Genomic DNA, 26,349 nt, shown 5'->3' with positions numbered 1-26,349 from the left:
TCTTCCCATTCCGAACAGAGAAGTTAAGCCTCGTCACGCCGATGGTACTGCGTAACAGTGGGAGAGTAGGTAGCCGCCGTTTTTAAGAAAAGTCCCCTTCAGTAGAAATATTGGAGGGGATTTTTAATTTCTTAAAACTCTGGATATTCAGAGGAAATGTTTTTTTAACATATTAAGTCGCAAACTCATCGAACAAAACATATTGTAGCTTGTTTTTATAAAAGAGTTAAACTTAAATGTTTAAATGATGTGAACGACGATAAACATATACAATTAATTGCTACATTTGTGGCCGAATCTATTGTAATTGATTAAACAACTAAAAATACAATGAAACTTTCCCCGAAATTCATATTAGCTTTTCTTCTGCTGATGCTATCTTTTAGCGTAAGCGGAAATGCTATGAATTTCTCTACTTGTATTTTTAGTGACTCACCTTGTCAATTATCAGAATTATCTTCTGACAGCAATCAACGCTCTTCTGTGGATGGGCAGTCTGTTAGCTATGATAGCGTCCGTTCTTTGTCTGTTTCTGACGTAGAATTAGGACTTAAACTCGTAACAGAATCAAACTCTAATAATTATCGTCTGCGGAGAATCATTGAAATCAATGACTCCTTGAAAGACGTTATGCAAAAGTTTCTCGTGTTAAGAGAAAACTCTTTAGTATTGGATCAAAGTAAATCATTTTATTCCGATAAGGATCCACATTACTCCATTACGTGTAGCGACTACTACGTGTTCGCTTTAAGACGCATCCTTATTTAGTCTTTTCTCCATTTTTATTCGTTTTTTTTCGTACTCTGTATGAAACCGTGTGACTTTACCTATTAAAAGTTGCAGGGTCTGTAGCGCAGTGTGTCTAATTGAAAAATTTACTTCCTAAATAACTAAAATTAATTTCTTAACAAAAAAACTTATTATGGAAACTACTAAAAAAACTCAAGTTGTAGGTATAAAGAATGCCGGTATCGTAATCATCTGCTGTTTAGTAATAGCTGTATGTATCTTTCAATTCTTATTAGGTAACCCGTCCAACTTTATGAACAATGACCCTAACAATCACCCGTTGAACATGTTGGGTACTATTTACAAAGGTGGTATCATCGTACCTATTATCCAGACATTGTTGTTAACCGTACTTGCTTTGAGCATCGAGCGTTATTTTGCTCTTCGTTCTGCTTTCGGTAAAGGTTCATTGTCTAAGTTTGTAGCTAACATCAAAGACGCTTTAGCTGCAGGTGACATGAAGAAAGCACAGGAAATCTGTGACAAACAACGTGGTTCTGTTGCTAACGTAGTAACTTCTACTTTGCGTAAGTATGAAGAAATGGAAAAGAACACAGCTCTTCCTAAAGAACAGAAGCTGTTGGCTATCCAGAAAGAACTTGAAGAAGCTACTGCTTTGGAAATGCCTATGATGCAACAAAATCTTCCGATCATCGCTACTATCACTACTTTGGGTACATTGATGGGATTGCTTGGTACTGTAATCGGTATGATCCGTTCATTTGCTGCTTTGTCTGCTGGTGGTGGTGCTGACTCTATGGCTTTGTCACAAGGTATCTCTGAAGCTTTGATTAATACTGCTTTCGGTATCTTGACTGGTGCATTGGCTGTTATTTCTTACAACTATTACACTAACAAAATCGATAAATTGACTTACGGACTCGACGAAGTCGGATTCTCTATCGTGCAAACTTTTGCTGCTACTCACTAATTCTGCGAACCCTTATAAAATCTATTATTAATCATGGGTAGAGCGCAAATTAAAAAGAAAAGTACGTTCATAGATATGACAGCTATGAGTGACGTTACTGTATTGCTTCTGACTTTCTTTATGTTGACTTCAACATTTGTGAAGAAAGAACCAGTACAAGTTACCACTCCGGCTTCCGTATCGGAAATCAAGATTCCGGAGACGAATGTACTCCAGATTCTGGTTGATCCGGAAGGAAAAATATTTATGAGCCTCGACAAGCAGCAGGATATGCAGGCTGTATTGGAGAGCATGGGTGAAGAGTATGGCATTAAGTTTACTCCGGAACAGGAGAAGAGATTTATCTTGTCTTCTACTTTTGGAGTACCTATCAGAAGTATGCAGAAATATCTTGATCTCCCGGAAGATCAACGGGATAAGATCTTAAAGAATGAAGGTATTCCATGCGATAGTGTTGACAATCAGTTTAAATCGTGGGTACGTAATGCACGTGCCGCTAACGCTGATCTACGTATTGCTATCAAGGCAGACGCTACAACTCCATACTCAGTGATAAAGAACGTTATGAACTCACTTCAGGATTTGCGGGAAAATCGGTACAATCTGATTACTTCTCTCAAGGCAGAATCTGAAAATTAAAAAGGAGGAAATACAATGAGTGCTGAAGTACAAGAGAGCGGCGGAAAAAGAGGAAAGAGCAAGCAAAAGAAAATGACTGTCCGGGTGGACTTTACACCGATGGTGGACATGAACATGTTGCTGATTACTTTCTTTATGCTTTGTACCACACTGAGCAAACCTCAGACGATGGAGATAAGCATGCCGAGTAATGACAAAGATATAACTGAAAACCAAAAGAGTATGGTGAAGGCTTCACAAGCAATCACATTATTGCTGGGAGCTGATAACAAACTCTATTATTACGAGGGAGAACCTAACTATAAGGATTATACCTCGTTGAAAGAAACTAGCTACGGTGCAGATGGACTGCGTGCCGTACTTCTTCAGAAGAATGCTGTTGCTGTCAATAAAGTAAGAGAATTGAAGCAGCAAAAACTTGATCTTAAGATCACGGATGACGAATTTAAGAAGCAGGTTTCTGAGATAAAGAGCGGAAAGGATACACCGACCGTGATTATCAAAGCTACCGATGATGCTTCTTATATGAATCTGATTGACGCGCTGGACGAAATGCAGATATGTAATATTGGTAAATATGTGATAACAGATATTGCTGAAGCTGATGAATTCTTGATTAAGAATTATGATGCGAAAGGTGAATTGTCACAAAACTTGGCCGATAATTGATGTAACACCTAAAAAAGAAAAGTAAAATGGCAAAATTAGATTTAGCTTCTTCGGAATGGTGTCAACTGATTTTTGAAGGCAAAAACCAAGCATACGGCGCATATAGAATGCGTGCCAATTCAACAAAACGACATAATGTCGCTATGTTGATTGTAGTGGTCATAGCAGCGGTTGGATTTAGTATCCCTACACTGCTTAAGTTGGCAACTCCGGAGCAGAAAGAAGTGATGACAGAAGTAACTACTCTGTCAAAATTGGAAGAACCTGAAATCAAACAGGAAGAGATGAAACGCGTAGAACCGGTTGCACCTCCTCCCCCTGCATTGAAGAGTTCTATCAAGTTTACAGCTCCTGTCATCAAGAAAGATGAAGAAGTGCATGAAGACAATGAAATCAAGAGCCAGGAAGATTTGAATGCTACCAAAGTATCCATCTCTATTGCCGACGTAAAAGGTAATGACGAGGCTAATGGTAAAGATATCGCAGACCTTAAGCAGGTGGTAACACAGGCTGCACCGGAACCGGAAAAGGTTTTCGATATGGTAGAACAAATGCCGACTTTCCCTGGTGGACAGACTGAATTGATGGCTTACCTGGGTAAGAATATCAAATATCCGACTATTGCACAGGAGAATGGAACACAAGGTCGCGTTATCATACAGTTCGTTGTTGAACGTGATGGTTCTATTTCTGACGTACATGTGGCTCGTGGTGTAGACCCTTATCTGGATAAGGAAGCTGTTCGTGTGGTAAAAAGCATGCCGAAATGGCTCCCTGGTAAGCAGAATGGAAAAGCGGTACGTGTGAAGTTCACCGTTCCGGTAATGTTTAGATTACAATAAAAGATGATGAAGAGACAATTTAGGCTGATAGGACTCGTAGCGTTGGTGGTCTTGAGTGCTTGTAACTCAAAATCAAAAGGACCGACGGATACTTATTCTTCCGGTGTGGTATCTATCGCAGCGGATGAGAGTTTCGAACCTATCATACAAGAAGAGATAGAGGTGTTTGAGAGCCTGTACCCTTTGGCCGGGATTGTCCCTCGCTACACAACTGAAGTGGAAGCGATAAATTTACTTCTGAAAGACAGTGTCCGGTTGGCTATTGCAACCCGGACACTGACTAAGGAAGAAATGAATTCATTCCACAGCCGTAAGTTTTTTCCTCGCGAGATAAAATTGGCTACGGACGGTCTGGCATTGATTGTGAATCGTGCTAATCCGGATTCTTTGTTGAGTGTACGTGATTTCCGCCGCATCCTTACCGGTGAGGTGAAAAACTGGAAAGAGGTTAATCCGAATTCCCGTTTGAAAGGGATTCAGGTGGTGTTCGATAATAAGAACTCCAGTACCGTACGTTTTGCAATGGACTCAATCTGTGGTGGAAAAGAGTTGGCTGAAGGTAACGTCAGTGCCTTGAAAACCAACCAGCAGGTGATAGATTATGTAGCGAATAATCCCGACGCTATGGGAGTTGTTGGAGTAAACTGGTTGGGGAACCGCAGTGATACAACCAATCTTTCTTTTCGCGAAGAGATCAGAGTGATGTCAGTGAGTGCAGAGGATGTGGCAACTCCTGCTAACAGTTATAAACCTTATCAGGCTTACCTGTTCTATGGTAACTATCCGTTGGCACGATCTATTTATGCATTGCTGAATGATCCTCGCAGTGGGCTGCCTTGGGGATTTGCTTCTTTTATGACATCCGATAAAGGGCAGAGGATTATATTAAAATCCGGACTTGTTCCGGCTACTCAGCCGGTGCGTATTGTCCACGTGAAAGACGAATAATAACTAAAATTAGAGACTATAATGAAAAGAGTACAAATGTTTTTAGCTGGAGCGTTTATAGCAGTAGGGTCGCTCTATGCGCAATCATCTGACGCCGAATGGCAGGCTGGGGTTGCGAAATTGAAAGAAACTATTCAGACGAATCCGGCACAGGCTGCTGAAGAAGCTGAACATCTGATTAAAGGAAAAAATAAGAAAAATGTGGAATTGTTGGTGGCTATTGGAGACGCATATCTGAATGCTGACAAGATTCCCGAAGCGCAGGAGTATGCAGCTCTTGCCAGAAAAGCGAATGGCAAATCGGCTCTTGCTTCTGTATTGGAAGGAAATATTGCCGTAAAACAGAAAAATGCGGGTCTTGCTTCTCAAAAGTATGAGGAGGCAATTTATTTCGATCCGAAATGTACGGAAGCTTATCTGAAATATGCAGATATTTATAAATCAGCCAATGCAAGTCTTGCCATTGAGAAGCTGAACCAATTGAAGGACTTGGAACCGTCCAACACAGCTGTAGATAAAAAATTAGCCGAAATTTACTATTTAAAAAATGATTTTAATAAGGCAGTAGAAGCTTATGCGAATTTTGCAATGGGACCTACTGCTACGGAAGAAGATTTGGTGAAGTATGCTTTTGCTTTATTTTTGAACCATGATTTTGATAAATCACTCGAAGTAGCTAATATGGGATTGCAAAAGAATGCCCGTCATGCTGCGTTCAATCGTTTGGCAATGTATAATTATACTGACCTGAAACGTTTTGATGAAGCGTTGAAGGCTGCCGATGTCTTCTTCAAGGAATGTGATAAAGCCGATTATTCGTATTTGGATTATATGTATTATGGACATCTGTTGGAGAGTCTGAAAAAATATGATGATGCAGTAGTACAATATGAGAAAGCGGTAAAGATGGATCCGACGAAGACGGATTTATTTAAAAATATCTCTTCTGCTTACGAACAGAAGAACGATTATAAAAAAGCAATCAGTGCTTACCAGAAATATTATGCATCTCTTGATAAGGAAAAACAGACTCCGGACTTACAGTTCCAGTTTGGTAGACTTTATTACGGTGCTGGTACGCAACCTGATTCATTAGCAATCACTGTTGAAGAACGTAAGCAGGCGTTAATGTCCGCCGATTCTACTTTCCATGCAATTGCGGAAGCAGCGCCGGACAGCTATTTGGGTAACTTCTGGAGAGCACGTGCCAATTCTGCACTTGACCCTGAAACAACTCAAGGACTTGCGAAACCTTTCTATGAGGAAGTGGCCGCTTTATTGGAAAGCAAAAACGATCCTCATTACAATTCAGCTTTGGTTGAATGCTACAGTTATCTTGGATATTACTATTTGTTAGCTATCGAAAATCCGGCATTGAAAGCCGAAGCAAAGGCTAACAAAGATAAATCCATAGAATACTGGAGTAAAATTCTGGCTATAGACCCCGCTAATGCTACTGCTAAAAGGGCATTGGACGGCATCAAATAGTGAATAATTTTAGTTGTTTGTCGTGACAGGAGGAGTGGAGAGTGATCTTAGCTCCTCCTTTTTTTGCACTTTTTTCTCCTTTTCTATTGGAATATTCAAAAGATTGTCTACATTTGTGGTGTACTATTACACTAATACACTAAAAGATCATTATTCATTAAACAAAGATACTATGATTACAGTAGAAAATCTTTCATTTACTTATCGTAAATCGAAGCGTGCGGTACTACGTGATTTTTCGCTTTCGTTTGAATCCGGCAGGGTATATGGACTGTTGGGAAAGAATGGTGCGGGAAAATCTACTCTTCTCTATCTGATGTCCGGGTTATTGACTCCTGAAAACGGTAAAGTGATGTTTCATGATACAGATGTGCGCCGTAGGTTACCGGTTACTTTACAGGATATGTTTTTAGTTCCCGAAGAGTTTGAATTGCCTTCAGTCTCTCTGGTCAGCTATGTGGAGTTGAACGGTCCTTTTTATCCCCGTTTCAGCAAGGAAGAGATGATTAAATATCTCCATTATTTTGAGATGGATATAGATATTGATCTTGGATCACTTTCTATGGGACAGAAAAAGAAAGTATTTATGAGCTTTGCGCTTGCTACAAACACTTCTCTTTTGTTGATGGACGAGCCGACTAACGGACTGGACATTCCCGGCAAAAGTCAGTTCCGTAAGTTTATAGCATCGGGTATGTCGGATGATAAGACGATTGTGATTTCCACGCATCAGGTTCGTGACATCGACAAAGTGCTCGATCATGTGTTGATTATGGATGACAGTCGTGTGTTGCTCGATGAATCGACAAGTAATATTTGCGACAAACTTTTCTTTGTGGAGAGTGATGATCGGGAATTGGCCAAAAGTGCGCTTTTTGCAATTCCTACTATTCAGGGTAACTACCTGATCCTTCCTAATGAAAAGCAGGACGAGTCGGAACTAAACCTGGAACTTCTTTTTAATGCTACACTGGCTACTCCTGAAGAGATAGCCCGATTGTTTCACACTCAAAAATAAAAGACGATGATAAAAGATACTTTTTTCAGTTTGCCTCGTTTTATGAATCTTTGCCGTAAGGAGATGGTGGAGAATTGGAAATCGAATGTGCTTCGTATGGTGTTGATGTATGGAGTGATGGCAGTGGTAATGGTTTGGAATGGATATTTTGAGTATAGAGGTACTTCCAATCATGTCTATGCCGAAGATCCGGCGTGGGTATTTCTTTTGGTTGTTTTTATATGGGGATTATGGGGCTTCGGCTGTTTGAGTGCTTCGTTTACAATGGAAAGGATGAAAACGAAAACGAGCCGCACTTCCATGCTGATGGTTCCGGCAACTCCTTTCGAGAAATTCTTCTCCCGATGGTTTGTGTTCACAGTGGTGTATCTGGTTGTTTTCCTGATTTCTTATAAGTTGGCGGACTATACACGGTTGATTATCTATTCTTTGGCCTATCCGGAAAAAGACTTCATTGCCCCTGTTGCTTTGTCGCATGTGTTTGGAGATGAGAAATATTATACTTTGTGCAACAGCGGGTTGGAATTTGGAGCACTGATGTCAGGCTATTTTTTTGTTCAATCTTTATTTGTACTGGGTAGCTCTATTTGGCCAAAGAACTCTTTCCTGAAAACATTTGCGGCGGGAACCATTATTGGTATAATATATTTCTTGGTCGGTGCTTTGGTAAGCAAAATGCTGTTGGAAAACGGCCGATATTATTCGGGAGGTATTTTCGAGTCAAAAGATACTGTTCTATGGATCATAATTGTTGCCGGCATTCTTTTTACGTTGCTGAATTGGACACTGGCCTATTTCCGTTTTAAGGAGTCTGAAATTATTAATCGAATGTAATACCTTAACCTATGAATTTTAAAGAAAGTAAAGCTATTTATTTACAGATTGCAGATAGAATCTGTGGTGAGATATTGCTGGGACAATATCCGGAAGAGGAGCGAATCCCTTCTGTCAGAGAGTATGCTGCTATTGTGGAGGTGAATGCTAATACGGTGATGCGTTCCTTTGATTATCTTCAGGTGCAGAATATTATTTATAATAAACGTGGCATTGGGTATTTTGTAGCTTTGGGAGCGAAAGAACTGATTCATTCTCTCCGTAAGGATACCTTTCTAAAGGAAGAACTTGACTATTTCTTTCGTCAGTTGTATACGCTTGATATACCGATAAAAGAGATAGAGACAATGTATCATGAGTTTATAAAAAAGCAAAAATAGAATAAAGACGAATATTATGAAACGTACTACTTATATATTTATAGGCCTCCTCGTTTCGGGATTGATGGTAATTGTAGCAACAATTATTTTCATATCTATGTCGGGGAAGCCGTATCGGGAAGATGTAAATTTTGGAGGCGATGAACAAGTGACAATGGATTTGAATGGTGTACATGTTGTAAAGGTGTTTGTCAGTCAGGACGGAGTGCCAGAAGAGAGACATGTGTTTGTAAATGGAGAAATGAAAATAGAATCCATTTTTACTTCGGTAGGGAAGGAACAAATTTCGTATCCTAAGGGGAAATACTTGAATGTTATACAAAAGAATGATACTTTGTTCATGAAGCTAGACTTTAGCTCAAAGAATATTTCTGATAAGTACCATAACAGAGGCTTTATTTATTCGACAGGTTTTGACGTGAAATTAGCTGTGGACTCGCTGGCTGGTATAATTACCGATACAGACGGTTTGAAACTGAATTTGAAGGGGATTGATACGGATTCATTATTTGTCCGTGGTCGCTATAACATACTACTCGATTCTTGCCAAATTCATTCGCTTGATATTCAAGGGAATAGACTGGAGTTTCGTGCAAGAAATAGTATAATTGAAAATTTCTATTTGAATTTGGACGGTGTGTGGAAATGGACATTTGAGAATACGGAAGTAGGAACGGAATATTTAAGTGGCAGTGACCGTCATTCTAATAATCTGCAAAAAGGAGAATGCAAGCGGGTGGTTTGGACACCTCTGACAGGAGATGCACGTTTGCAGGTAAATGTAAGAGAGAAAGCGGCAATTACGATAACACCGGAATAAAGCGAAATAGGTATAAAGATATGAAATATTGCACGATTTTACTAGACAGAATCTAAACTAAAAAGGAGCAATAATGGCTTTTAAAGTGCCTCCTAAAAGTGAGGTGAAAAACTTTTAGGGGGCATCTTTATTCCGTTTGCTCCTTTTAATATGGAGGGTTATATCGGCAAATTACAATGCTTTTGTCAGAGTGAAGCAGTCGATGTCCGGTGCCCAGTTATAACTATTACCCATGCGAATAGTGTTGTATCCGGCTTTTAATTCAACGGGAACTGTGATTTGGTTATGACCGTTATCCTTTCCCAAAGAGTCGATTTTGGTAATGATACCGTTTACGTCCAGTTCTATTTGTCGTCCTTTGCCATATAAATAATGGATGGTCATATCATAGCGTCCGCCATTTTCGCTATATACTTCCCGCCATTCGGCATAGTTTTCAGGTTGTCCGCCAAGGAAACCTACTTTCATTTTGCCGGAGGCTTCCTTATCATGGGCATAAATAATACCTTTAGGATTTTTGCCAAGGTCATTGAAAAGAGGTAGGTAAGCCCATTCCGCTTCGTAGAGGGTCGGTTCCAGACGTGTTTCGCCTTCTATGCGGAGGAACATGGCACTGTGTGCAGGAAGCGTTTGTTCGAAGGTACCGGAGAAGTTTCCTAAATCGCTATGTTTTACCAGATCACGTACTTTTACGTTTCCTCCAAATTCCAGTGAAGAGAACGGCACGGAAAAACTACAGATGGTATCGGAAGGATTGTAAAGAGCTACTGCACGTACATTCCCACGTTTCTGTTCAATATCTTTTACGAGTACATAACCTTCATTTTCATGTTGAGCTACATAAGCCTGTAAGCCCAGCGGATCTTGGTTGAGGGAGATCAGTTCTTTATTTGTCAGCAGTTCGAGCGAAGAATCCGGCATGTTTTCCAGATTGCATCCGATAAGCAAAGGAGAGCTCATGATACACCACAAACCGAAATGAGCTTCTTCTTCTGTCGGGGTAAGACCTTGTCCACCTACTTTACTGTCGTTGCGGAATCCGATGACCATCATATCCATGTCATTATAATGTCCGTTTCCGGCATAAGCCGACAGGTAGAGATTCTTTCCGACTACATATCTTAATGATCCCCAATGTGCATTAATATCTCCACTGATACGCCAGGAAGTTGCTGCATCTTTAGCCCAAGTGCCCGGGAAGGCCCATCGGCAAATATTGATGGAAACATCTTTGTTTACTTTGTCTATACTGTTCCGGATGGAAGTGTAGCGCTCCTTTTCATTAAGTCCCAGCGCATCTCCTCCGCAGTAATCAATTTTGATAAAGTCGAAACCCCAGTCGCCAAAGTATAATTGGGCGTCTTGCGGTTCGTGTCCATAGATACCAGCTTCTACGCCTGCTGCATCATTGTCCCACATGGAGCCACATGTACTGTTGCCCGCATCGGTATAGAGACCGGCTTTCATTCTCAGGCCGTGAACGTAATCCGCAATTGGTTTCATCCCATTCGGGAAACGTTGTTCGTGGGTATGCATAATTCCGTTGTCATCGCGCTTTCCGAAATAGCCGTCATCAACATTGACATAATGATATCCGGCATCTTTCAGACCTTTTTTCACCATCAGGTCGGCTTGATGCTTGATGATGTCTTCGCTGATGTCTACGCGAAATGCATTCCATGAACTCCATCCCATGATGGGAGGATTGACTGTCTTTTCATTCTCGGAAAGGGTAGTTTGAGTTTTTGTGCAGCTGATGCACATAAAAGAAGCTACTGCTACTGTAAAGAGATAAATCCTGTTTTTCATGATATAATAGGTTGTGTTTTATTACATATCCGTCCTGAATTTGTTCAAGTGACTGAATAGAAATAAAGGGGCAACTTACTGTACTCCAGAAAGCTACCCTTTATTTTGTCGGAATGAGGCGACTCGAACGCCCGACCCCTACGTCCCGAACGTAGTGCGCTACCAACTGCGCTACATTCCGATTGCTTAAGAAGTGGTGCCACCAGGAATCGAACCGGGGACACAAGGATTTTCAGTCCTTTGCTCTACCAACTGAGCTATGGCACCTTTCTCGTTTGCGGGTGCAAAGATAAGTATATTTTTTAATACCGCAATAACTTAAAGGGAAATTTTTACCAATTTCTGACTCGTGGAAATATAAATGCATTTTTGTTAGAATAAATATGTAGATAAACAGCTATTTATGCGACATATTTTATAAATTTACGCACTGAAACGATCAAAACAATATAAACACTCTATTACTATGTCATCACTGGCGATTATTGTTATAATAGTTTTGTTAGCTGCCTTCATCTATATGTGGGCAAAGTGCCAGTCACTCCAGAAAGAGGTGCATTCGAAGGAAAACAAAGAGAATGAACTTAAAAAGTTGGCTCTGGTTTTGCAGAACATCAATGCTTACTTCTTATTGATTGACAAGGATTTTGTGGTTTGTGACACCAATTATTATTCTTTAAACCGTCTTCCGATTCAGGTAGGTGGAGTTACCAAAAGAGTCGGGGATTTGCTGCATTGTAGAAATGCGATTGCAGCCGGTGAATGTGGTCAGCATGAACAATGCAAACTATGTTGTATCCGTGCGTCTATCGGAAAAGCTTTTTACAAGAAAGCAAGTTTTAAAAATCTGGAAGCTTCCATGAAGCTATTAAGTGAGGATGAAACGAAGGTGACCCTTTGCGATGTATCGGTATCGGGTACTTATTTGAATATTCATGGTGAAGATTATATGGTGTTGACTGTTTATGATGTGACGGAGCTGAAAAATGTGCAAAGGCTGCTGTCTATTGAAAGAGAACATTCCATTTCTGCTGATAAATTGAAATCTGCCTTTATTGCTAATATGAGTCACGAGGTACGTACACCGCTAAATGCAATTGTCGGATTTTCCGGTTTGATGGTATCGGCTTCCAGTGAAGAGGAACGAAAAATGTATGCTGATGTTATTGCAGAGAATAATGAACGCTTGTTGCGCCTGGTGAATGATATTTTCGATCTTTCTCAAATAGAATCGGGAACAGTAGATTTTGTTTATACGGAGTTTGATGCCAATGATTTGCTAAGAGAGTTGGAGGGAATTTTTAAGACGAAATTGAATAACTCGTCGGTGGAATTGGTTTGTGAGGCACACATACAACCTATAATGATGTATTCGGAACGGGAACGTATCATTCAGGTATTGTCTAACCTGTTACATAATGCAATGAAATTCACCGAATCGGGTGAAATTCGTTTGGGTTGCAGCCTGAAAGGAACGGAAGAGGTTTGCTTTGTTGTGTCCGATACAGGCATTGGCATACCGAAAGAGGAACAGAAAAAAATATTCTCACGTTTCATAAAACTTGATCGTGAAATGCAGGGGACAGGACTTGGACTGACTCTTTCGCAAACGATCATCCAAAATCTGGGTGGAAATCTTGAACTTGATTCGGAAATTAACCGGGGATCTACTTTCAGCTTTGTGTTGCCACGGGTGATAAAACCGGAACTAATAAAGTCACAGGCAATAAAGTAATCTCCAATCGCTAGGTATTGTATCTATTAAATGATGATTGGCATACTTCTAAATAAGAGGGCCTGCAAAAATCTCTAAAATAAATTACCCTCACTACAACCGTGAAGTGCATCCCAAAGGTTTTATAACCGACTAAAGGGGAGCACTTCACTGTAGTGAGGGTAATTTTATAAGTTCAAAGCTGTTTGAATAGCCTCTTACTTTTTGTGAACAGGATGAACACTTAGTCTTTACGACTTAGGTGCATCCTTATCTTTGTCTCCGGTTCCCGGAGATGCTTTGCCGGAAGTAGAATTTCCGCCGGATGTAGCAGAACTGCTGCTTGGTGGAGTAGCACCGGAAGCGGTGGCACCAGAGGATGCCGCATCAGGAGCTGCTGCATTAGAAACGGTTGCACCAGGCTTAGCTGTACTTGCCCCGGTTGCTCCTCCTGTATGTGCAGAAGTTGCGGTAGGACGGGCAGCATTAGCGTTACTTGCACTGACATTGACAGTGGTAGGTTGAGCCTGAACTTCCCAGTGGAACGGTTCGAAATTGGAGTTTGGATCTACCCAAGACGGTTTCTTGGAAGCATAGATAATAAACGGAGCAATAACAACGATAATGGCACCGATAATCAGTACGGAGAACCAAACAGTGTTGCTACCTGTAGAGATCTGGCTGGGCGGGATGAAGCTGAGGATAAAGGCAAGCAATGATCCGCAGAAACCAAGACCGCCAACAAACCACATCAAACCGTTACCTGACTTACCGATACGGAACGGACGGTTGAGTTTCTTCATCTTATAACGCAATGCGATAGCTCCGGAGAACATCAACAAGTACATAATCAGATAAAGAATAACTGTCAGCTGTGACAGAATCTGATAGAAGCTCTGTACGGACGGCATAACGACGAACAACAGACTTAATACAGTTACAGCGATACCTTGTACGAACAGGATATTCTTCTGTACACCCAGTTTGTTTGTTTTCTGGAAGAACGGAGGCATATACCCCGCTTTACCTACGGCAAATATACCTTTTGACGGACCGGCAACCCATGTTAATACACCTGCCAGTACACCAAATGCAAGAGCGACAGCAATGATTGGTGACAACCAGGAAGCATGAATATATCTGAAATAGTTGTCGAAGCCGACGAGTAGACTTTGAGTCAGGTTGATATCTTTTGCAGGGATAATCACACCTAATGCAAAAGTACCCAAAACGAAGATCAACACTGTGATAAGTGCACCGATGAATACGGCTTTCGGATAGTTTTTGGAAGGGTTCTCTACGTCTTTTACGTGGATACCACCCATTTCCATACCGGCATAAAACAAGAAGATACTGGCAGCAAGAACAACATTATCAAAGTTGGTAAAGTCGGGGAAGAAGCTGCTGTTGAAATCCATATTGGAATGTCCGCCGCTTGCCAGATAAATGATTCCCAAGATAATCAACAGGGCAGCCGGGATAATTGTACCGACCATACCACCGATTTTAGCAACCTTACCTACCCAGCTCATACCTTTCAGGGAAATGAAAGTAGCCAGCCAGTAGATGATAAGCACTACGACGAGCGTATAATACTTATTGTTTGCCAGTGACATGTCATGTACGTCATTCATTCCGATGAAAGCGATAGATACGGCACCAAACGTTAACACTGTCGGATACCAGATCGTACTTTCGATCCATTGTACCCAAATGGCGAGGAATCCCAGTTTTTTGCCGTAGGCTTCGCCTACCCACCGGAACACACCACCCTGCTTATCCTGAAACATCGCCGCCAACTCTGCTGCAACGAGCGATGTAGGGATTAGAAAGACAATAGCTGCAAAAAGATAATAGAAGGCCGAACTCATTCCATATACGGCCTCGGCTGGTAGTCCACGCAAGGATACTACTGCCGTAACATTCATGATAGCCAGGGTAAACACACCCAGCTTCACTGCATTTTTAATATTCGCCATAAGTTAAGGTTTTAAGTGAAAAATATTTTAAAGTCAGTGTTATAACAACATTTTGCGTGAGATGTTTCCGCAATCTCTTTCAAAGTTCGTTAATTAACATCCCCGAAATGGGAGATTGTAACCCCGGATTTACTTCTTCCGAAACAATCGCTTTCTCCAATTGTTTTTAAGCAATCTAAATTATAAATGAATCATTTTATTATAAACTAAGTAGTTATGAAATCAGCGCTTTCAGATTTTATTTCCGGGAAAAAGGGAATCTATGGTATTCTTCACATTATTATATTAGTAATGTCCCTATTCCTGGTGATTAGTATCTCGGTAGATACTTTTAAGGGAATTCCTTTCTATACACAGTCTTCGTATATGAAAGTACAGCTATGTATCTGTCTTTGGTTTCTTTTTGATTTTGTATTGGAGTTCTTTCTGGCAAAACATAAGGGACGTTATTTGCGGACGCATTTTATCTTTTTATTGGTGGCAATTCCTTATCAGAATATTATCGCCTATTATGGGTGGACATTTTCGGATGAGATCACCTATCTTCTCCGTTTCATACCTTTATTGAGAGGAGGATATGCGCTTGCCATTGTGGTCGGCTGGTTGACCTACAATCGTGCTTCGAGTTTGTTTGTCTCTTATCTGACGATGTTGTTGGCAACGGTCTATTTTTCCAGTCTGGCATTTTTTGTGCTTGAGCATCGGGTGAATCCCTTGGTGAATGGTTATGGAGATGCTTTGTGGTGGGCTTTTATGGATGTCACTACCGTCGGTTCGAATATCATAGCGCAGACGGTGACCGGACGTGTACTTTCCGTTTTGTTGGCTGCCCTGGGTATGATGATGTTCCCTATCTTTACAGTTTATATCACAAATCTGATTCAGCAATCTAACAAACGTAGAAAACAATATTACGAAGAGGAGGAACTAGAGAAAAAGGCTTCCGAGAAAAAAGAATTGGCAGAAAAAGCAGCCGTACAGAAAGGAGGTGTGTCATAATGAATAATAAAACGCAGATTAACGCAAATTATCGCAGAAATAATTTTATAAGTCGTTGATTAATATATCAATATAATTGGAATAATCTGCGGTAATTTGCGTTAATCTGCGTTTTGACACACTCTGGGATAAGATGAAAAAACAGATGAAGTGATGATGACGGTAAAGTGTTGAAAACCAAAGATGAATTACTTTTCTTAATACTATAATTACTTTTCTTTATAAGCGGCGAAGGAAAAGGGGTGGAAAAGAGGTATTACTTTCTATCTTTGTTGAGAAGAGACAAGACACGACGCTGTTATAACCGTTATTGAATGAATCAAACTTTACCTTATCCGGGTTAATAACAGCTATCTCATTTTAATAACTAGAGTTGTTCAGGGGTAAGTTCAATTTGTAGCATTTGAAAAATGATGCCGTTTGTATTGAAACATTGGCGGGAAATCAAGAGGGTAAGGGGAATAGAAAAAGGTTACTATCAATAGATAGTAACCTTTACCTTTCTTATAAAAGAGATTGAGAGAATTTTAGTCAACAACGGTGATATGGTTGTTGCTAAATACATTCAATTCCAGCTTGTTCATGATGTATTGAATAGCTAACTGCGCTTTCACGGAGTTGCCCGAACCATCCAAGGGAGGAGCAAATGCGGCAATACCGAACTGTCCGGGCAGTACGCCCATCACACCGCCACCTACACCTGTTTTAGCAGGAATACCGGAAGTGTACATCCAGTCGCCGGTATGTTCGTAGAAACCTACGGCGGCAATCATGGCAGTGATTTTAGGAGCCAGGACGGCATCAAAAACTTCTTTTTTAGTCACAGGGTTCACACCACCGTTGGCGATTGTACCGGCTGCGATGGAAAGCTGCAATGCAGTAACTCCCAATGAACACTGGCGGGTGTAAAGGTCTAATGACAGATCCGGGTCATCATAAATCCGGTTGTAATTCTTCAGTAGCCATGCGATAGAACGGTTGTTGAAGTTGGTGTCCGATTCCGACTTGTACAATTCATCAATCAGTTGCGGGGCACTGCCGCATAGGTCTGTCACATTTCCTACGATGGCATCCCATTTCTTGGCAGAGTCACCGATAGGTTGTACCATACTACAGGCGGAGATGGCTCCGGCATTTACCAGTGGGGTAGACGGATGATCGTTCTCCAACAAGATAGCGATGATTGAATTGAAGGGCAAGCCTGTTGCGTCGGCTCCAATCTTGTCCAGAATCTCTTTAGCACCGTATTGACGCAGTGCCAGGATAGCCGTATGTACTTTGGATACGGATTCTATACCGAAGCGATAGTCAGTATCTCCCACATGGATGGTCTGCCCGTTGAGCAGGCAGACACTGATTCCAAAGAGATCCTTGTTGACATTTGCCAGATAAGGAATATAGTCGGCATTCTTGCCGCCGGTATTGGCCTTTACCTGATCGTATGCCTCCTGTACCACTTCTTTCAATTGAGCGAGTGTTACTTTTTTATCCATAGATCATTTTATTTTTTTACGGTTTTACGACGACCACCGTGGTTGAACATCTTGGCTTCTACCGGAAGATTCTTTTCTTGAGCCATACGGGTAGGAGTTGGATATTCCAGTTTTTCCAGTTCGGCGATGGCATTGTTGATGTCGCCCAGAAGCATATCTGCCATGTCACGGCTGAATCCCTGACGAACAACGACACGCATCACTACATAATCTTCCAGTTTAGAAGGCAATGTATAAGCAGGAACCATCCAACCATGTTGAGATAGTTTGTCTTGCAAATCATACAAAGTCCATTTGGCGCTCTTTGCATATTCCGGTTTCAGATACCAGATGAATAGCGGGTTCACAACATCTTCTGAGTAGTTAACGAACGGAACCATCTTGGCTATTTCACTATGGATATATTTGGCAATTTGCAGGGAGTTGTACTGCACTTCTTTGTAACCCTGGAATCCTAAGCGGATGAATTGATAATATTGTCCCAGAATTTGTGCGGCCGGACGAGAGAAGTTCAAACCTACCTGTGTAATGTTGGCGCCCAGATAGTTGACGCTGAATGACATTTCTTCGGGCAGATATTCTTTGCCTTTCCAACAAACCCATCCGAGTCCCGGATATACCAAACCAAACTTGTGGCCGGATACGCTGATAGAAAGTACCCATTTCAAACGGAAGTCCCATTTCTTTTCCGGATACAGGAACGGAAGGATGAAACCACCACTGGCGGCATCTACGTGGATAGGAATGTCATAACCGGTCTTGGCATTGTAAGCATCCAGAGCTTTATCCAATGCTTCGACATCATCATTCAGTCCAGTCCATGTAACACCTTGAATCGGTACGATACAGATGGTGTTTTCATCACACATTTTCAAAGCTTCTTCGGGGTCAAGAGTGGTTTTTTCAAGCGTCAAAGGCACTTCACGCATTTCAATCTGCCACAACTGTGCAAACTTTTCCCAAACAACCTGGAAACCTGTAGAAATAACAAAGTTTGGTTTATCAAATGGTTTGCCCTGTGCTTGTCTTTTCTTACGCCAACGCAACCAGGCAGCTACACCACCCAACATACATGCTTCTGAAGAACCGATAGCCAAAGCACCTGTTTTCCAGGTATCTTTTTCAGGAGAGTTCCACAAGTTGGCAACGATGTTGATACATTTACCGTTCATCACAGCGATACGCGGATATTCTGTTTCATCAATGTAGTTGATGTTGATGGCCTCATTCATCAGCTTGGTTGCATATTCGTCCATATAAGTGGTAACGAAAGTAGCCAGATTCAAACGGGGCTGAGTTTGAGCAAATGTTTCATCTTTCACCATTTGATAGGCGACTTCAGGAGTAGTAGGTCCATCAGGTATTTTCTCTACCGGAGAGGGTTGTAACATTCTGTCTGAACCAAATACATCGGTTTTTGCATCACCTTTTCTGAAATTTAAATCTTCCATACTAATTTGTTTTTTTAAAGGTTTAGGGCGATGGGGATTTTCCCCGTCGAATTTCCCACAACAACAGCAGATAGGTTTGAAAGTTTCCCGGTTTTACATTATTTGGCGTTTATTAAGGAGGAGGACGCCCTTATTGAAGCGGAGCTTTTGTGATTTAGCGGAAAAGCTTATGATCGTACTAGTTTTGAACTAATTTCGAGCTTGTGCAGATTTATTTTTGATGCCTAATGGGTTTATGGCTAATGATACATAATTTTATTCGTCTGACAGCTGTTATTCTTTCGTCTGACAACTGTCAGACGAAAAAGAAACAACTGCCAGACGAAAGTTCAACAACTGTCAGACGAATAAATTTATGTATGATGAATATTAAATCATCGCATATTACCAATTAAATTTTAGAAGAACTAAGATTAGTTCATTCCCACACGGTTATGAATCAATTGATATTTTAGCAAATAAGTATTGAAACGCAGATTAACGCAGATTTTCGTAAAGAATAAAAAAGTTCTCAAACATGGCGCAGCCTTCTAATAATCTGCGAAAATCTGCGTTAATCTGCGTTTCAATAAATGTTCATTTGGCTCATTTCGGTGCATATTTGAACTTTATAAAGCAACTATTGTTTTCTTCAAACCTAAACTTTTAACGAATAAGCATTATGAAGATACAGACGGGACGGGGAACAATTCCTCTTATTACTTTAATTGCCATCTGGTCTATTTCGGCATTGACTTCATTGCCGGGACTGGCTGTTTCACCTATATTGGGTGATCTTACGAAGATATTTCCAAAAGCTACGGATCTGGACATACAGATGTTGACTTCGCTGCCATCACTGCTCATTATTCCTTTTATATTGCTGGGTGGTAAACTGACAGAGAAAGTCGATTATGTCCGTGTATTAAAGGTCGGACTCTGGCTTTTTGCCGCGAGCGGTATTTTGTATCTGATTTCCAATCGAATGTGGCAATTAATTGTGGTAAGTGCTTTGCTCGGTATCGGTTCCGGTCTGATTATCCCTTTATCTACCGGGTTGGTTTCCAGATACTTTGTAGGAACCTATCGGGTGAAACAGTTCGGATTAAGCTCCGCTATTACTAATTTCACATTAGTGATAGCAACTGCCGTAACGGGCTATCTTGCAGAAGTCAGCTGGCATCTGCCTTTCCTGGTCTATCTCCTCCCATTGATTTCCATTCTGCTGGTAGGACATTTAAAAGAAGACCGGACGGGAGAAGTCGCTTTTACACCTTCTTCTTCTGCAGATACTACAAAAGACAACGAATCCTCCGAACAATCTACTTCCATAGATATAGGAGGCAGCAAGTACGGTATTCACATCAAACATCTGATAGAGTTGATGCTCTTCTATGGCGTGATAACATATATCGTGGTAGTGGTGATCTTCAATCTACCTTTCTTAATGGAAAAGCATCACTTTTCCAGTGGCAATTCCGGATTGATGATTTCGCTTTTCTTTCTGGCCATCACCGCTCCGGGTTTTTGCCTGGACAAGATTGTAGCCCTGCTGAAAGGACGTACAAAAGCATACAGCCTCCTGTCTATGGCATTGGGATTGTTGTTAATCTGGATAGCTCCGATCGAATGGCTGATTATTCCCGGATGTATCCTGGTTGGTTTGGGATATGGCATTATTCAACCTATGCTTTATGATAAGACCACCCAGACCGCACTGCCGCAAAAGACCACATTGGCTTTGGCGTTTGTGATGATGATGAATTATCTGGCTATCTTGCTTTATCCCTTTATTGTCGATTTTTTCCAGTGGATATTCCATACCCAATCACAGGAGTTTCCTTTTATCTTTAATCTTCTGATAACTATTGTTACTCTTTTCTGGGCATATCGGCGCCGTAATACCTTTTTGTTTAACGACCAATTAAAATAGAAAATGAAGAATAAGAAACTGGAAGCCAATCTTAGCATGGCTGTCTCGAAAGTATTTAGCGGTTTAAATATGAATGCCTTAAAGTATCTTCTGCCTTTGTGGATGAGTCCATTGACAGGAGCCACGCTCCGTTGCACATTTGCAGCAGCTGCTTTTTGGGTGATCGGGTGGTTTATGCCTCCGGAGAAATCGTCAACCAGAGATAAATGGCTCCTCTTTCTGTTGGGGGCTTTGGGACTTTACGGCTTTATGTTTCTCTATCTGGCCGGATTGAGTAAAACAACTCCTGTCTCCAGTTCCATATTTACCAGTCTCCAGCCTATTTGGGTTTTTCTTATCATGATATTCTTTTATAAGGAGAAGGCGGGCGCTAAAAAAATAATAGGAATTTCTATCGGTCTGATAGGAGCGTTGGTTTGCATCCTAACCCAGCAAAGCGATGATTTGGCCTCTGATGCTTTTACGGGGAATATGCTTTGTCTTCTAAGTTCTGTGGTGTATGCTGTCTATCTGATTCTTAGTCAGCGCATCCTCACGGCCATTGGAGCGATAACGATGTTGCGATATACCTTTTCCGGTGCTGCCGTGTCTGCCATTATAGTCACGTTTATTACAGGATTTGATGCCCCGGTATTCTCCATGCCGTTCCATTGGACGCCTTTCCTTATTCTGATGTTCGTATTGATTTTCCCGACCACTATCAGTTATATGCTGCTGCCTGTCGGTTTGAAATATCTGAAGACAACGGTCGTCGCTATCTACGGTTATCTGATTCTGATTGTGGCGACCATTGCTTCCCTTGCTCTCGGACAAGACCGTTTTAGCTGGACGCAGACATTTGCAATCATTTTTATCTGTATTGGAGTTTACCTGGTTGAAGTGGCCGAAAGTAAAGAAAAGTAAAGAAAAAAGGCATTCCATCACGGAATGCCTTTCATTATTTCATCATCATGTTTTATAGAGAGGAGTTGATTGCTTGCGCTATGGACTTGAATTCTTCATCCGACAATTTCAGTTTCGGATTCGAAAACAACATATCCGATTCCTTTTGAATAGGAATTAAATGAATATGTGCATGGGGTACTTCCAGTCCGATAACAGCTTCGCCTACCTTTTGGCAAGGGAATGCTTTTTTAATGGCACAGGCTACTTGCTTTGCAAACACGTGCATAGCAGCCAAGTCTTCATCGCTCAAATCGAAAATATAGTCTACTTCCTGTTTGGGCACTACCAATGTATGTCCCTTTACCAATGGATTGATATCGAGAAAAGCAAAAAACTTTTCGTTTTCTGCCACCTTGTAGCAGGGGATTTCTCCTGCGATGATTCTACTGAATATTGTTGCCATAACTTTTATTGATAAATTAAGGCAAGCCTCACATGGAGACCTGCCTTTACGTTAAATTGATATGTTTACTACTTCCAGTGCAATTTTACCTTGTGGAACAGTGATTTCGGCTACATCACCCACCTTCTTGCCAAGCAGACCTTGTGCAATCGGGGTGTTAACGGAAATTTTTCCTTCCTTCAGGTTAGCTTCACTTTCGGAAACGATGGTATAAGTCATCTTCATACCGTTCTTTACATTCTTCAGTTCCACTTTATTTAAAATCTGTACAGAATCTGTTTTCAGCTTAGATTCATCAATGATTTTTGCGTCTGCAATGGTAGCTTTCAATTTGTTGATGCGCATTTCAAGCATACCCTGCGCCTCTTTGGCGGCATCGTATTCTGCATTTTCCGACAAGTCTCCTTTATCTCTGGCTTCGGCTATTGCCGCAGAGATCTTCGGGCGTTCCACTGTTTCCAGTTCCTTCAGTTCCGCCATCAGTTTCTTGTAACCTTCTTCTGACATATAAGCCATGATGTTTTCCTCCTTTAATTGTTTTAAATGGTCATATAAACAAAAAAGAATTCCAACATGAGCCATGTTGGAACCCTCTTATCATTATTTCTTTGCAAAGATAGACTTTTAAGTGATACGTGTCAAGTGAAAAAAGATGCTATGTAACATATTTAAATGAAATATGCTAAATTATAACAACTTAGAGCAATGACTTGACAGCTGCTTCCAAATCCTTGATATCTTCGCCGCGAAGCTTTAATTCGTTGTTACGGTTAATCAAAAAGATAGATGGAACTTGACGAACATTATATACAGCTACGTTGGTAGAATACACTCCGTTTCCATCGCGTACACAAACCCAAGGAAGGTTGTCTGCCGCAGTTTTCCAGTAGTGTTCGTCCGCATCGAGAGATACCTGATATATTTCCAGTCCTTGTTTTGCGTATTCATTATATAGTTCGCGAAGCATCAGGTTGTGAGGAGAACCGGCAGGCGACTGGAATACAGAGAAATCGAGCAATACGACTTTTCCTTTCAGGTCGGTCAGTTTGCGCACATTTCCTTTCACGTCACGCAGGGCGATGTCGATAATGCCGGTTTCCACTATTTTCTCTTGAGGAATTTCCAATGCTTTCGCCTGTGGCTGGCGCGTGTTCTTCATCCCCTTAATTACAATATTATAAAGGTTCTTGGAACGTACGGCATGAGGGAACGCATTGTTGAGGCTCGTAGCGACAGCAGCGAAACATTTCACATCATCTTTATTGTTCAACGGATCGAATATCAGGTAATTATTGAGTTTCTGGAACAGGGCAAAGTAAGCGGCTGCCGTGTTGGGAGCAGCGAAAATATAGTTCACTTTGACATCTTCCTTGTAATTGTTGAGCAACGTTGCCAGACTGTCTTCAAATACATCATGCCCCATTCTGTTACTGCGTAAAGCTGCCAGCAAGTCGTCCACCTCTTTTTGAAGGCGGATCTGCTTCAGCGTCAGCTCTTTTATCTTGTTGCTGTTTTCCGAACCTTCCACCGTGTAAGTAGTGGAGAAATCCACATACGGAGCTTTGATCTGAATCGTTTCGATAGAATCTACAGAAAAATTGATGATTTTGTCGTCAATCCGCAAACGATAAAATTCGGGTGATTCGGGACGAGGCTGCTTGAAACTGAATGTACCTTCCCCCTTCAGCTTCACTGAATCGAGCGGAACAATACCTTCCAGACCGGAAGCTTCGAGATAAAGCATTTTACCGTCGGCTCCTGATACATCCCCGTTCACCTGGAATTTAGGGCCGGAACTACAAGCAGTAATAGTAAGTGCGGCGAGCGCTGCAAAAGTAACCTTTTTCATATAGTGTGTGTTATTAACGAGATGCAAATATACTTCTTTTCGAGATTAGTCAAAGCATTTTGCCGGGTTCTTCATCCTAATTTTGAAAAAAAATCAGTTCACCACTAACTTTTTACCTCATTTCCACCTGATTACCACGATAAATGTATATCTTTGCAGGAATTTTGAAAGAAAAAGTATAGATAAAACAATTTTTATGATTAACCCAATTGTTAAGACAATCGAGTTACCTGATGGAAGAACCATCACACTCGAGACGGGAAAGTTGGCAAAACAGGCAGACGGTTCTGTAATGCTTCGCATGGGCAACACCATGTTGTTAGCTACTGTTTGTGCCGCTAAAGATGCAGTTCCCGGAACAGATTTTATGCCTTTACAGGTAGAGTACAAAGAAAAATTTGCGGCATTCGGCCGTTTCCCTGGTGGTTTCACCAAGCGAGAAGGTAGAGCTTCTGATTATGAGATTCTGACTTGCCGTCTTGTAGACCGTGCTCTCCGTCCTTTATTCCCCGATAATTATCACGCAGAGGTATATGTGAACATCATCCTCTTTTCTGCTGATGGTGTGGATATGCCGGATGCATTGGCAGGACTTGCCGCTTCTGCAGCACTTGCCGTTTCAGATATTCCTTTCAACGGACCGATCTCTGAAGTGCGTGTAGCACGTATCGACGGTCAGTTCGTTATCAATCCTACTTTTGAACAACTGGAAAAAGCTGACATGGACTTGATGGTAGCCGCTACTTATGAGAACATCATGATGGTAGAAGGTGAAATGCATGAAGTATCTGAAGCTGAATTGCTGGAAGCAATGAAAGTGGCTCACGAAGCTATCAAGATTCATTGCAAAGCGCAGATGGAGTTGACTGAAGAGGTTGGAAAAACTGTAAAACGTGAATACAACCACGAAGTAAACGACGAAGACTTGCGCAAGGCTGTTCGCGAAGCATGTTACGACAAGGCTTACGCAGTTGCTGCTTCCGGAAACAATAACAAACACGAACGTTTTGCTGCTTTCGAAGCGATCCGCGAAGAATTCAAAGCTCAATTCTCTGAAGAAGAATTGGACGAAAAGGCTGCATTGATCGATCGTTACTACCACGATGTAGAAAAAGAGGCCATGCGCCGTTCTATCCTTGACGAAGGTAAGCGTCTGGATGGTCGTAAGACTACCGAAATCCGCCCGATCTGGTGTGAAGTAGGTCCTCTGCCTGGCCCTCACGGATCTGCTATCTTTACTCGTGGTGAAACACAGTCATTGACTTCTGTTACTCTGGGTACAAAACTGGATGAGAAGATTATCGACGATGTTTTGGAACACGGAAAAGAACGTTTCTTGTTACACTATAACTTCCCTCCTTTCTCTACAGGCGAAGCAAAAGCACAACGTGGTGTAGGCCGTCGTGAAATCGGTCACGGTCACTTGGCTTGGCGTGCTTTGAAAGGACAGATTCCTGCTGACTATCCGTATGTAGTACGTGTGGTTTCAGATATCCTCGAATCTAACGGTTCTTCTTCTATGGCTACCGTATGTGCCGGCACATTGGCATTGATGGATGCAGGTGTGAAGATCAAGAAACCGGTATCGGGTATCGCTATGGGATTGATTAAGAATCCGGGCGAAGAAAAATATGCTGTATTGTCTGATATCCTGGGTGACGAAGACCACTTGGGAGATATGGACTTCAAGGTGACCGGAACAAAAGACGGTATCACTGCTACACAGATGGATATCAAGGTAGACGGTCTGTCTTATGACATTCTGGAACGTGCTTTGAACCAGGCTAAAGAAGGACGTATGCATATCCTTAATAAGATTACTGAAACAATTGCTGAACCACGTGCCGACCTGAAAGAACATGCTCCACGTATCGAAACGATGACAATTCCTAAAGAATTCATCGGTGCTGTGATCGGCCCTGGTGGAAAGATCATCCAAGGTATGCAGGAAGAAACTGGTGCTGTGATTACTATCGAAGAAATTGATGGTATGGGACGCATCGAAGTTTCCGGAACAAACAAGAAATGTATTGATGATGCAATGCGCATGATTAAAGCAATCGTTGCTGTTCCTGAAGTAGGCGAAGTTTATAAAGGTAAAGTTCGTTCTATTATGCCTTATGGTGCATTTATCGAATTCTTGCCGGGCAAGGATGGTTTGCTGCACATCTCCGAAATTGACTGGAAACGTCTGGAAACAGTAGAAGAAGCCGGAATCAAAGAAGGTGATGAAATCGAGGTAAAACTGATTGATATCGATCCGAAAACTGGCAAATTCAAACTTTCAAGAAAGGTTTTGTTGCCAAGACCGGAAAAGAAGTAAGAAAGCGATAGCTTCTATATATAATGAAGGAGGTGTGTCGTAATGCACGATGCACCTCTTTTTTTGTTCATCACTATACAAATCTGTTCACTTTCTTTAAGCTGCGATCTTTTG

At 41.4% G+C, this 26,349-nt stretch carries 23 protein-coding genes and 2 tRNA genes; 16 read left to right on the top strand and 9 right to left on the bottom strand.

The features are described 5' to 3' along the window. Window positions 1-330: 330 nt before the first annotated feature. The 11 genes from KQP79_RS23585 to KQP79_RS23535 all read left to right on the top strand — a co-directional run bounded on the left by KQP79_RS23585 (window position 331) and on the right by KQP79_RS23535 (window position 9,358). The gene (locus tag KQP79_RS23585; RefSeq protein ID WP_004327118.1) at window positions 331-768 is read left to right on the top strand and encodes a hypothetical protein; all 438 of its coding nucleotides are present in this window, start codon (window positions 331-333) and stop codon (window positions 766-768) included. Between the two features lie 154 nt (window positions 769-922). After that, window positions 923-1,720 carry a MotA/TolQ/ExbB proton channel family protein gene (locus tag KQP79_RS23580; RefSeq protein WP_004311923.1) on the top strand — a complete coding sequence of 266 codons (798 nt, stop codon included), beginning with the start codon at window positions 923-925 and terminating at the stop codon, window positions 1,718-1,720. A 33-nt stretch (window positions 1,721-1,753) separates the two neighbouring features. Beyond that, the gene (locus tag KQP79_RS23575) at window positions 1,754-2,359 is read left to right on the top strand and encodes an ExbD/TolR family protein (protein WP_004311924.1); all 606 of its coding nucleotides are present in this window, start codon (window positions 1,754-1,756) and stop codon (window positions 2,357-2,359) included. Window positions 2,360-2,374: 15 nt separating this feature from the next. After that, on the top strand, window positions 2,375-3,028 hold the full coding sequence (locus KQP79_RS23570; protein WP_004296286.1) for an ExbD/TolR family protein: 654 nt from the start codon (window positions 2,375-2,377) through the stop codon (window positions 3,026-3,028). A gap of 26 nt (window positions 3,029-3,054) precedes the next feature. Continuing rightward, complete coding sequence (locus KQP79_RS23565) at window positions 3,055-3,870, top strand: energy transducer TonB (RefSeq protein WP_004311925.1); 816 nt, start codon at window positions 3,055-3,057, stop codon at window positions 3,868-3,870. 3 nt (window positions 3,871-3,873) lie between these two features. Then, window positions 3,874-4,818: a PstS family phosphate ABC transporter substrate-binding protein gene (locus KQP79_RS23560; protein WP_004296284.1), complete on the top strand. Its 945-nt coding sequence runs from the start codon at window positions 3,874-3,876 to the stop codon at window positions 4,816-4,818. A 21-nt stretch (window positions 4,819-4,839) separates the two neighbouring features. Continuing rightward, window positions 4,840-6,306 (top strand): tetratricopeptide repeat protein, encoded by a 1,467-nt coding sequence (locus KQP79_RS23555; RefSeq protein ID WP_004296283.1) that lies wholly within the window; start codon window positions 4,840-4,842, stop codon window positions 6,304-6,306. 172 nt (window positions 6,307-6,478) lie between these two features. Beyond that, window positions 6,479-7,324, top strand: coding sequence for an ATP-binding cassette domain-containing protein (locus KQP79_RS23550; protein WP_022199472.1), 846 nt, complete (start codon window positions 6,479-6,481; stop codon window positions 7,322-7,324). 6 nt (window positions 7,325-7,330) lie between these two features. Then, window positions 7,331-8,158: a hypothetical protein gene (locus KQP79_RS23545; RefSeq protein WP_004311928.1), complete on the top strand. Its 828-nt coding sequence runs from the start codon at window positions 7,331-7,333 to the stop codon at window positions 8,156-8,158. Between the two features lie 11 nt (window positions 8,159-8,169). Beyond that, window positions 8,170-8,538 carry a GntR family transcriptional regulator gene (locus KQP79_RS23540; RefSeq protein WP_234120945.1) on the top strand — a complete coding sequence of 123 codons (369 nt, stop codon included), beginning with the start codon at window positions 8,170-8,172 and terminating at the stop codon, window positions 8,536-8,538. Window positions 8,539-8,554: 16 nt separating this feature from the next. After that, window positions 8,555-9,358, top strand: a complete 804-nt coding sequence (locus KQP79_RS23535; protein ID WP_032856236.1) for a hypothetical protein — start codon at window positions 8,555-8,557, stop codon at window positions 9,356-9,358. Between the two features lie 171 nt (window positions 9,359-9,529). Here KQP79_RS23535 and KQP79_RS23530 read toward each other — a convergent pair whose 3' ends face one another. The 3 genes from KQP79_RS23530 to KQP79_RS23520 all read right to left on the bottom strand — a co-directional run bounded on the left by KQP79_RS23530 (window position 9,530) and on the right by KQP79_RS23520 (window position 11,434). Next, on the bottom strand, window positions 9,530-11,167 hold the full coding sequence (locus KQP79_RS23530; RefSeq protein WP_264386571.1) for an alpha-galactosidase D: 1,638 nt from the start codon (window positions 11,165-11,167) through the stop codon (window positions 9,530-9,532). Window positions 11,168-11,275: 108 nt separating this feature from the next. After that, window positions 11,276-11,348, bottom strand: a tRNA-Pro gene (locus KQP79_RS23525). 13 nt (window positions 11,349-11,361) lie between these two features. Next, window positions 11,362-11,434: transfer RNA gene (locus tag KQP79_RS23520), tRNA-Phe, on the bottom strand. 199 nt (window positions 11,435-11,633) lie between these two features. On the opposite strand from KQP79_RS23520, the gene KQP79_RS23515 reads away from it, so the two are divergent. Further along, entirely contained in the window at window positions 11,634-12,902 is a 1,269-nt protein-coding gene (locus KQP79_RS23515; protein WP_032849917.1) for a sensor histidine kinase, read from the top strand. 230 nt (window positions 12,903-13,132) lie between these two features. On the opposite strand, the gene gadC is transcribed toward KQP79_RS23515, so the two are convergent. Then, entirely contained in the window at window positions 13,133-14,860 is a 1,728-nt protein-coding gene (gene gadC / locus KQP79_RS23510; protein ID WP_008777636.1) for a putative glutamine/gamma-aminobutyrate antiporter GadC, read from the bottom strand. 216 nt (window positions 14,861-15,076) lie between these two features. On the opposite strand from gadC, the gene KQP79_RS23505 reads away from it, so the two are divergent. After that, window positions 15,077-15,859: a potassium channel family protein gene (locus KQP79_RS23505; RefSeq protein WP_008777638.1), complete on the top strand. Its 783-nt coding sequence runs from the start codon at window positions 15,077-15,079 to the stop codon at window positions 15,857-15,859. 527 nt (window positions 15,860-16,386) lie between these two features. Here the strand turns inward: KQP79_RS23505 and glsA are convergent. Next, window positions 16,387-17,352, bottom strand: coding sequence for a glutaminase A (glsA, locus tag KQP79_RS23500; RefSeq protein WP_008774599.1), 966 nt, complete (start codon window positions 17,350-17,352; stop codon window positions 16,387-16,389). An 8-nt stretch (window positions 17,353-17,360) separates the two neighbouring features. Further along, the gene (locus KQP79_RS23495) at window positions 17,361-18,803 is read right to left on the bottom strand and encodes a glutamate decarboxylase (RefSeq protein WP_004311934.1); all 1,443 of its coding nucleotides are present in this window, start codon (window positions 18,801-18,803) and stop codon (window positions 17,361-17,363) included. A 661-nt stretch (window positions 18,804-19,464) separates the two neighbouring features. On the opposite strand from KQP79_RS23495, the gene KQP79_RS23490 reads away from it, so the two are divergent. After that, entirely contained in the window at window positions 19,465-20,715 is a 1,251-nt protein-coding gene (locus tag KQP79_RS23490; RefSeq protein ID WP_004323288.1) for an MFS transporter, read from the top strand. Between the two features lie 3 nt (window positions 20,716-20,718). After that, window positions 20,719-21,618: a DMT family transporter gene (locus KQP79_RS23485; RefSeq protein WP_004296266.1), complete on the top strand. Its 900-nt coding sequence runs from the start codon at window positions 20,719-20,721 to the stop codon at window positions 21,616-21,618. A 52-nt stretch (window positions 21,619-21,670) separates the two neighbouring features. On the opposite strand, the gene KQP79_RS23480 is transcribed toward KQP79_RS23485, so the two are convergent. From KQP79_RS23480 to KQP79_RS23470, 3 genes are all read right to left on the bottom strand, one after another. Beyond that, window positions 21,671-22,063 (bottom strand): HIT family protein, encoded by a 393-nt coding sequence (locus KQP79_RS23480; protein ID WP_004311936.1) that lies wholly within the window; start codon window positions 22,061-22,063, stop codon window positions 21,671-21,673. A gap of 51 nt (window positions 22,064-22,114) precedes the next feature. Then, the gene (gene greA / locus KQP79_RS23475; RefSeq protein ID WP_032811363.1) at window positions 22,115-22,579 is read right to left on the bottom strand and encodes a transcription elongation factor GreA; all 465 of its coding nucleotides are present in this window, start codon (window positions 22,577-22,579) and stop codon (window positions 22,115-22,117) included. Window positions 22,580-22,760: 181 nt separating this feature from the next. Continuing rightward, window positions 22,761-23,912 carry a TlpA disulfide reductase family protein gene (locus KQP79_RS23470; RefSeq protein WP_004316642.1) on the bottom strand — a complete coding sequence of 384 codons (1,152 nt, stop codon included), beginning with the start codon at window positions 23,910-23,912 and terminating at the stop codon, window positions 22,761-22,763. A gap of 196 nt (window positions 23,913-24,108) precedes the next feature. Between KQP79_RS23470 and pnp the strand changes: the two genes are divergently transcribed. Next, window positions 24,109-26,235 (top strand): polyribonucleotide nucleotidyltransferase, encoded by a 2,127-nt coding sequence (pnp, locus tag KQP79_RS23465; RefSeq protein WP_004311937.1) that lies wholly within the window; start codon window positions 24,109-24,111, stop codon window positions 26,233-26,235. Window positions 26,236-26,349: the final 114 nt, after the last annotated feature.

The sequence above is a fragment of the Bacteroides sp. DH3716P genome, assembly GCF_025914115.1.
In the GTDB taxonomy this organism is placed as follows: Bacteria; Bacteroidota; Bacteroidia; order Bacteroidales; family Bacteroidaceae; genus Bacteroides; species Bacteroides ovatus.
This window is presented reverse-complemented; position numbering and strand designations above follow the sequence as displayed.

What these genes read in the sequence shown, in the direction of transcription:
- KQP79_RS23480 (WP_004311936.1), bottom strand. Translation starts at nt 22,063, where the DNA reads ATGGCAACAATATTCAGTAGAATCATCGCAGGAGAAATCCCCTGCTAC.
- KQP79_RS23565 (WP_004311925.1), top strand. Translation starts at nt 3,055, where the DNA reads ATGGCAAAATTAGATTTAGCTTCTTCGGAATGGTGTCAACTGATTTTT.
- KQP79_RS23540 (WP_234120945.1), top strand. Translation starts at nt 8,170, where the DNA reads ATGAATTTTAAAGAAAGTAAAGCTATTTATTTACAGATTGCAGATAGA.
- greA (WP_032811363.1), bottom strand. Translation starts at nt 22,579, where the DNA reads ATGGCTTATATGTCAGAAGAAGGTTACAAGAAACTGATGGCGGAACTG.
- KQP79_RS23550 (WP_022199472.1), top strand. Translation starts at nt 6,479, where the DNA reads ATGATTACAGTAGAAAATCTTTCATTTACTTATCGTAAATCGAAGCGT.
- glsA (WP_008774599.1), bottom strand. Translation starts at nt 17,352, where the DNA reads ATGGATAAAAAAGTAACACTCGCTCAATTGAAAGAAGTGGTACAGGAG.
- KQP79_RS23535 (WP_032856236.1), top strand. Translation starts at nt 8,555, where the DNA reads ATGAAACGTACTACTTATATATTTATAGGCCTCCTCGTTTCGGGATTG.
- KQP79_RS23490 (WP_004323288.1), top strand. Translation starts at nt 19,465, where the DNA reads ATGAAGATACAGACGGGACGGGGAACAATTCCTCTTATTACTTTAATT.
- KQP79_RS23585 (WP_004327118.1), top strand. Translation starts at nt 331, where the DNA reads ATGAAACTTTCCCCGAAATTCATATTAGCTTTTCTTCTGCTGATGCTA.
- KQP79_RS23515 (WP_032849917.1), top strand. Translation starts at nt 11,634, where the DNA reads ATGTCATCACTGGCGATTATTGTTATAATAGTTTTGTTAGCTGCCTTC.
- KQP79_RS23505 (WP_008777638.1), top strand. Translation starts at nt 15,077, where the DNA reads ATGAAATCAGCGCTTTCAGATTTTATTTCCGGGAAAAAGGGAATCTAT.
- KQP79_RS23495 (WP_004311934.1), bottom strand. Translation starts at nt 18,803, where the DNA reads ATGGAAGATTTAAATTTCAGAAAAGGTGATGCAAAAACCGATGTATTT.
- KQP79_RS23580 (WP_004311923.1), top strand. Translation starts at nt 923, where the DNA reads ATGGAAACTACTAAAAAAACTCAAGTTGTAGGTATAAAGAATGCCGGT.
- KQP79_RS23570 (WP_004296286.1), top strand. Translation starts at nt 2,375, where the DNA reads ATGAGTGCTGAAGTACAAGAGAGCGGCGGAAAAAGAGGAAAGAGCAAG.
- pnp (WP_004311937.1), top strand. Translation starts at nt 24,109, where the DNA reads ATGATTAACCCAATTGTTAAGACAATCGAGTTACCTGATGGAAGAACC.
- KQP79_RS23470 (WP_004316642.1), bottom strand. Translation starts at nt 23,912, where the DNA reads ATGAAAAAGGTTACTTTTGCAGCGCTCGCCGCACTTACTATTACTGCT.
- KQP79_RS23575 (WP_004311924.1), top strand. Translation starts at nt 1,754, where the DNA reads ATGGGTAGAGCGCAAATTAAAAAGAAAAGTACGTTCATAGATATGACA.
- KQP79_RS23530 (WP_264386571.1), bottom strand. Translation starts at nt 11,167, where the DNA reads ATGAAAAACAGGATTTATCTCTTTACAGTAGCAGTAGCTTCTTTTATG.
- KQP79_RS23545 (WP_004311928.1), top strand. Translation starts at nt 7,331, where the DNA reads ATGATAAAAGATACTTTTTTCAGTTTGCCTCGTTTTATGAATCTTTGC.
- KQP79_RS23560 (WP_004296284.1), top strand. Translation starts at nt 3,874, where the DNA reads ATGATGAAGAGACAATTTAGGCTGATAGGACTCGTAGCGTTGGTGGTC.
- KQP79_RS23555 (WP_004296283.1), top strand. Translation starts at nt 4,840, where the DNA reads ATGAAAAGAGTACAAATGTTTTTAGCTGGAGCGTTTATAGCAGTAGGG.
- KQP79_RS23485 (WP_004296266.1), top strand. Translation starts at nt 20,719, where the DNA reads ATGAAGAATAAGAAACTGGAAGCCAATCTTAGCATGGCTGTCTCGAAA.
- gadC (WP_008777636.1), bottom strand. Translation starts at nt 14,860, where the DNA reads ATGGCGAATATTAAAAATGCAGTGAAGCTGGGTGTGTTTACCCTGGCT.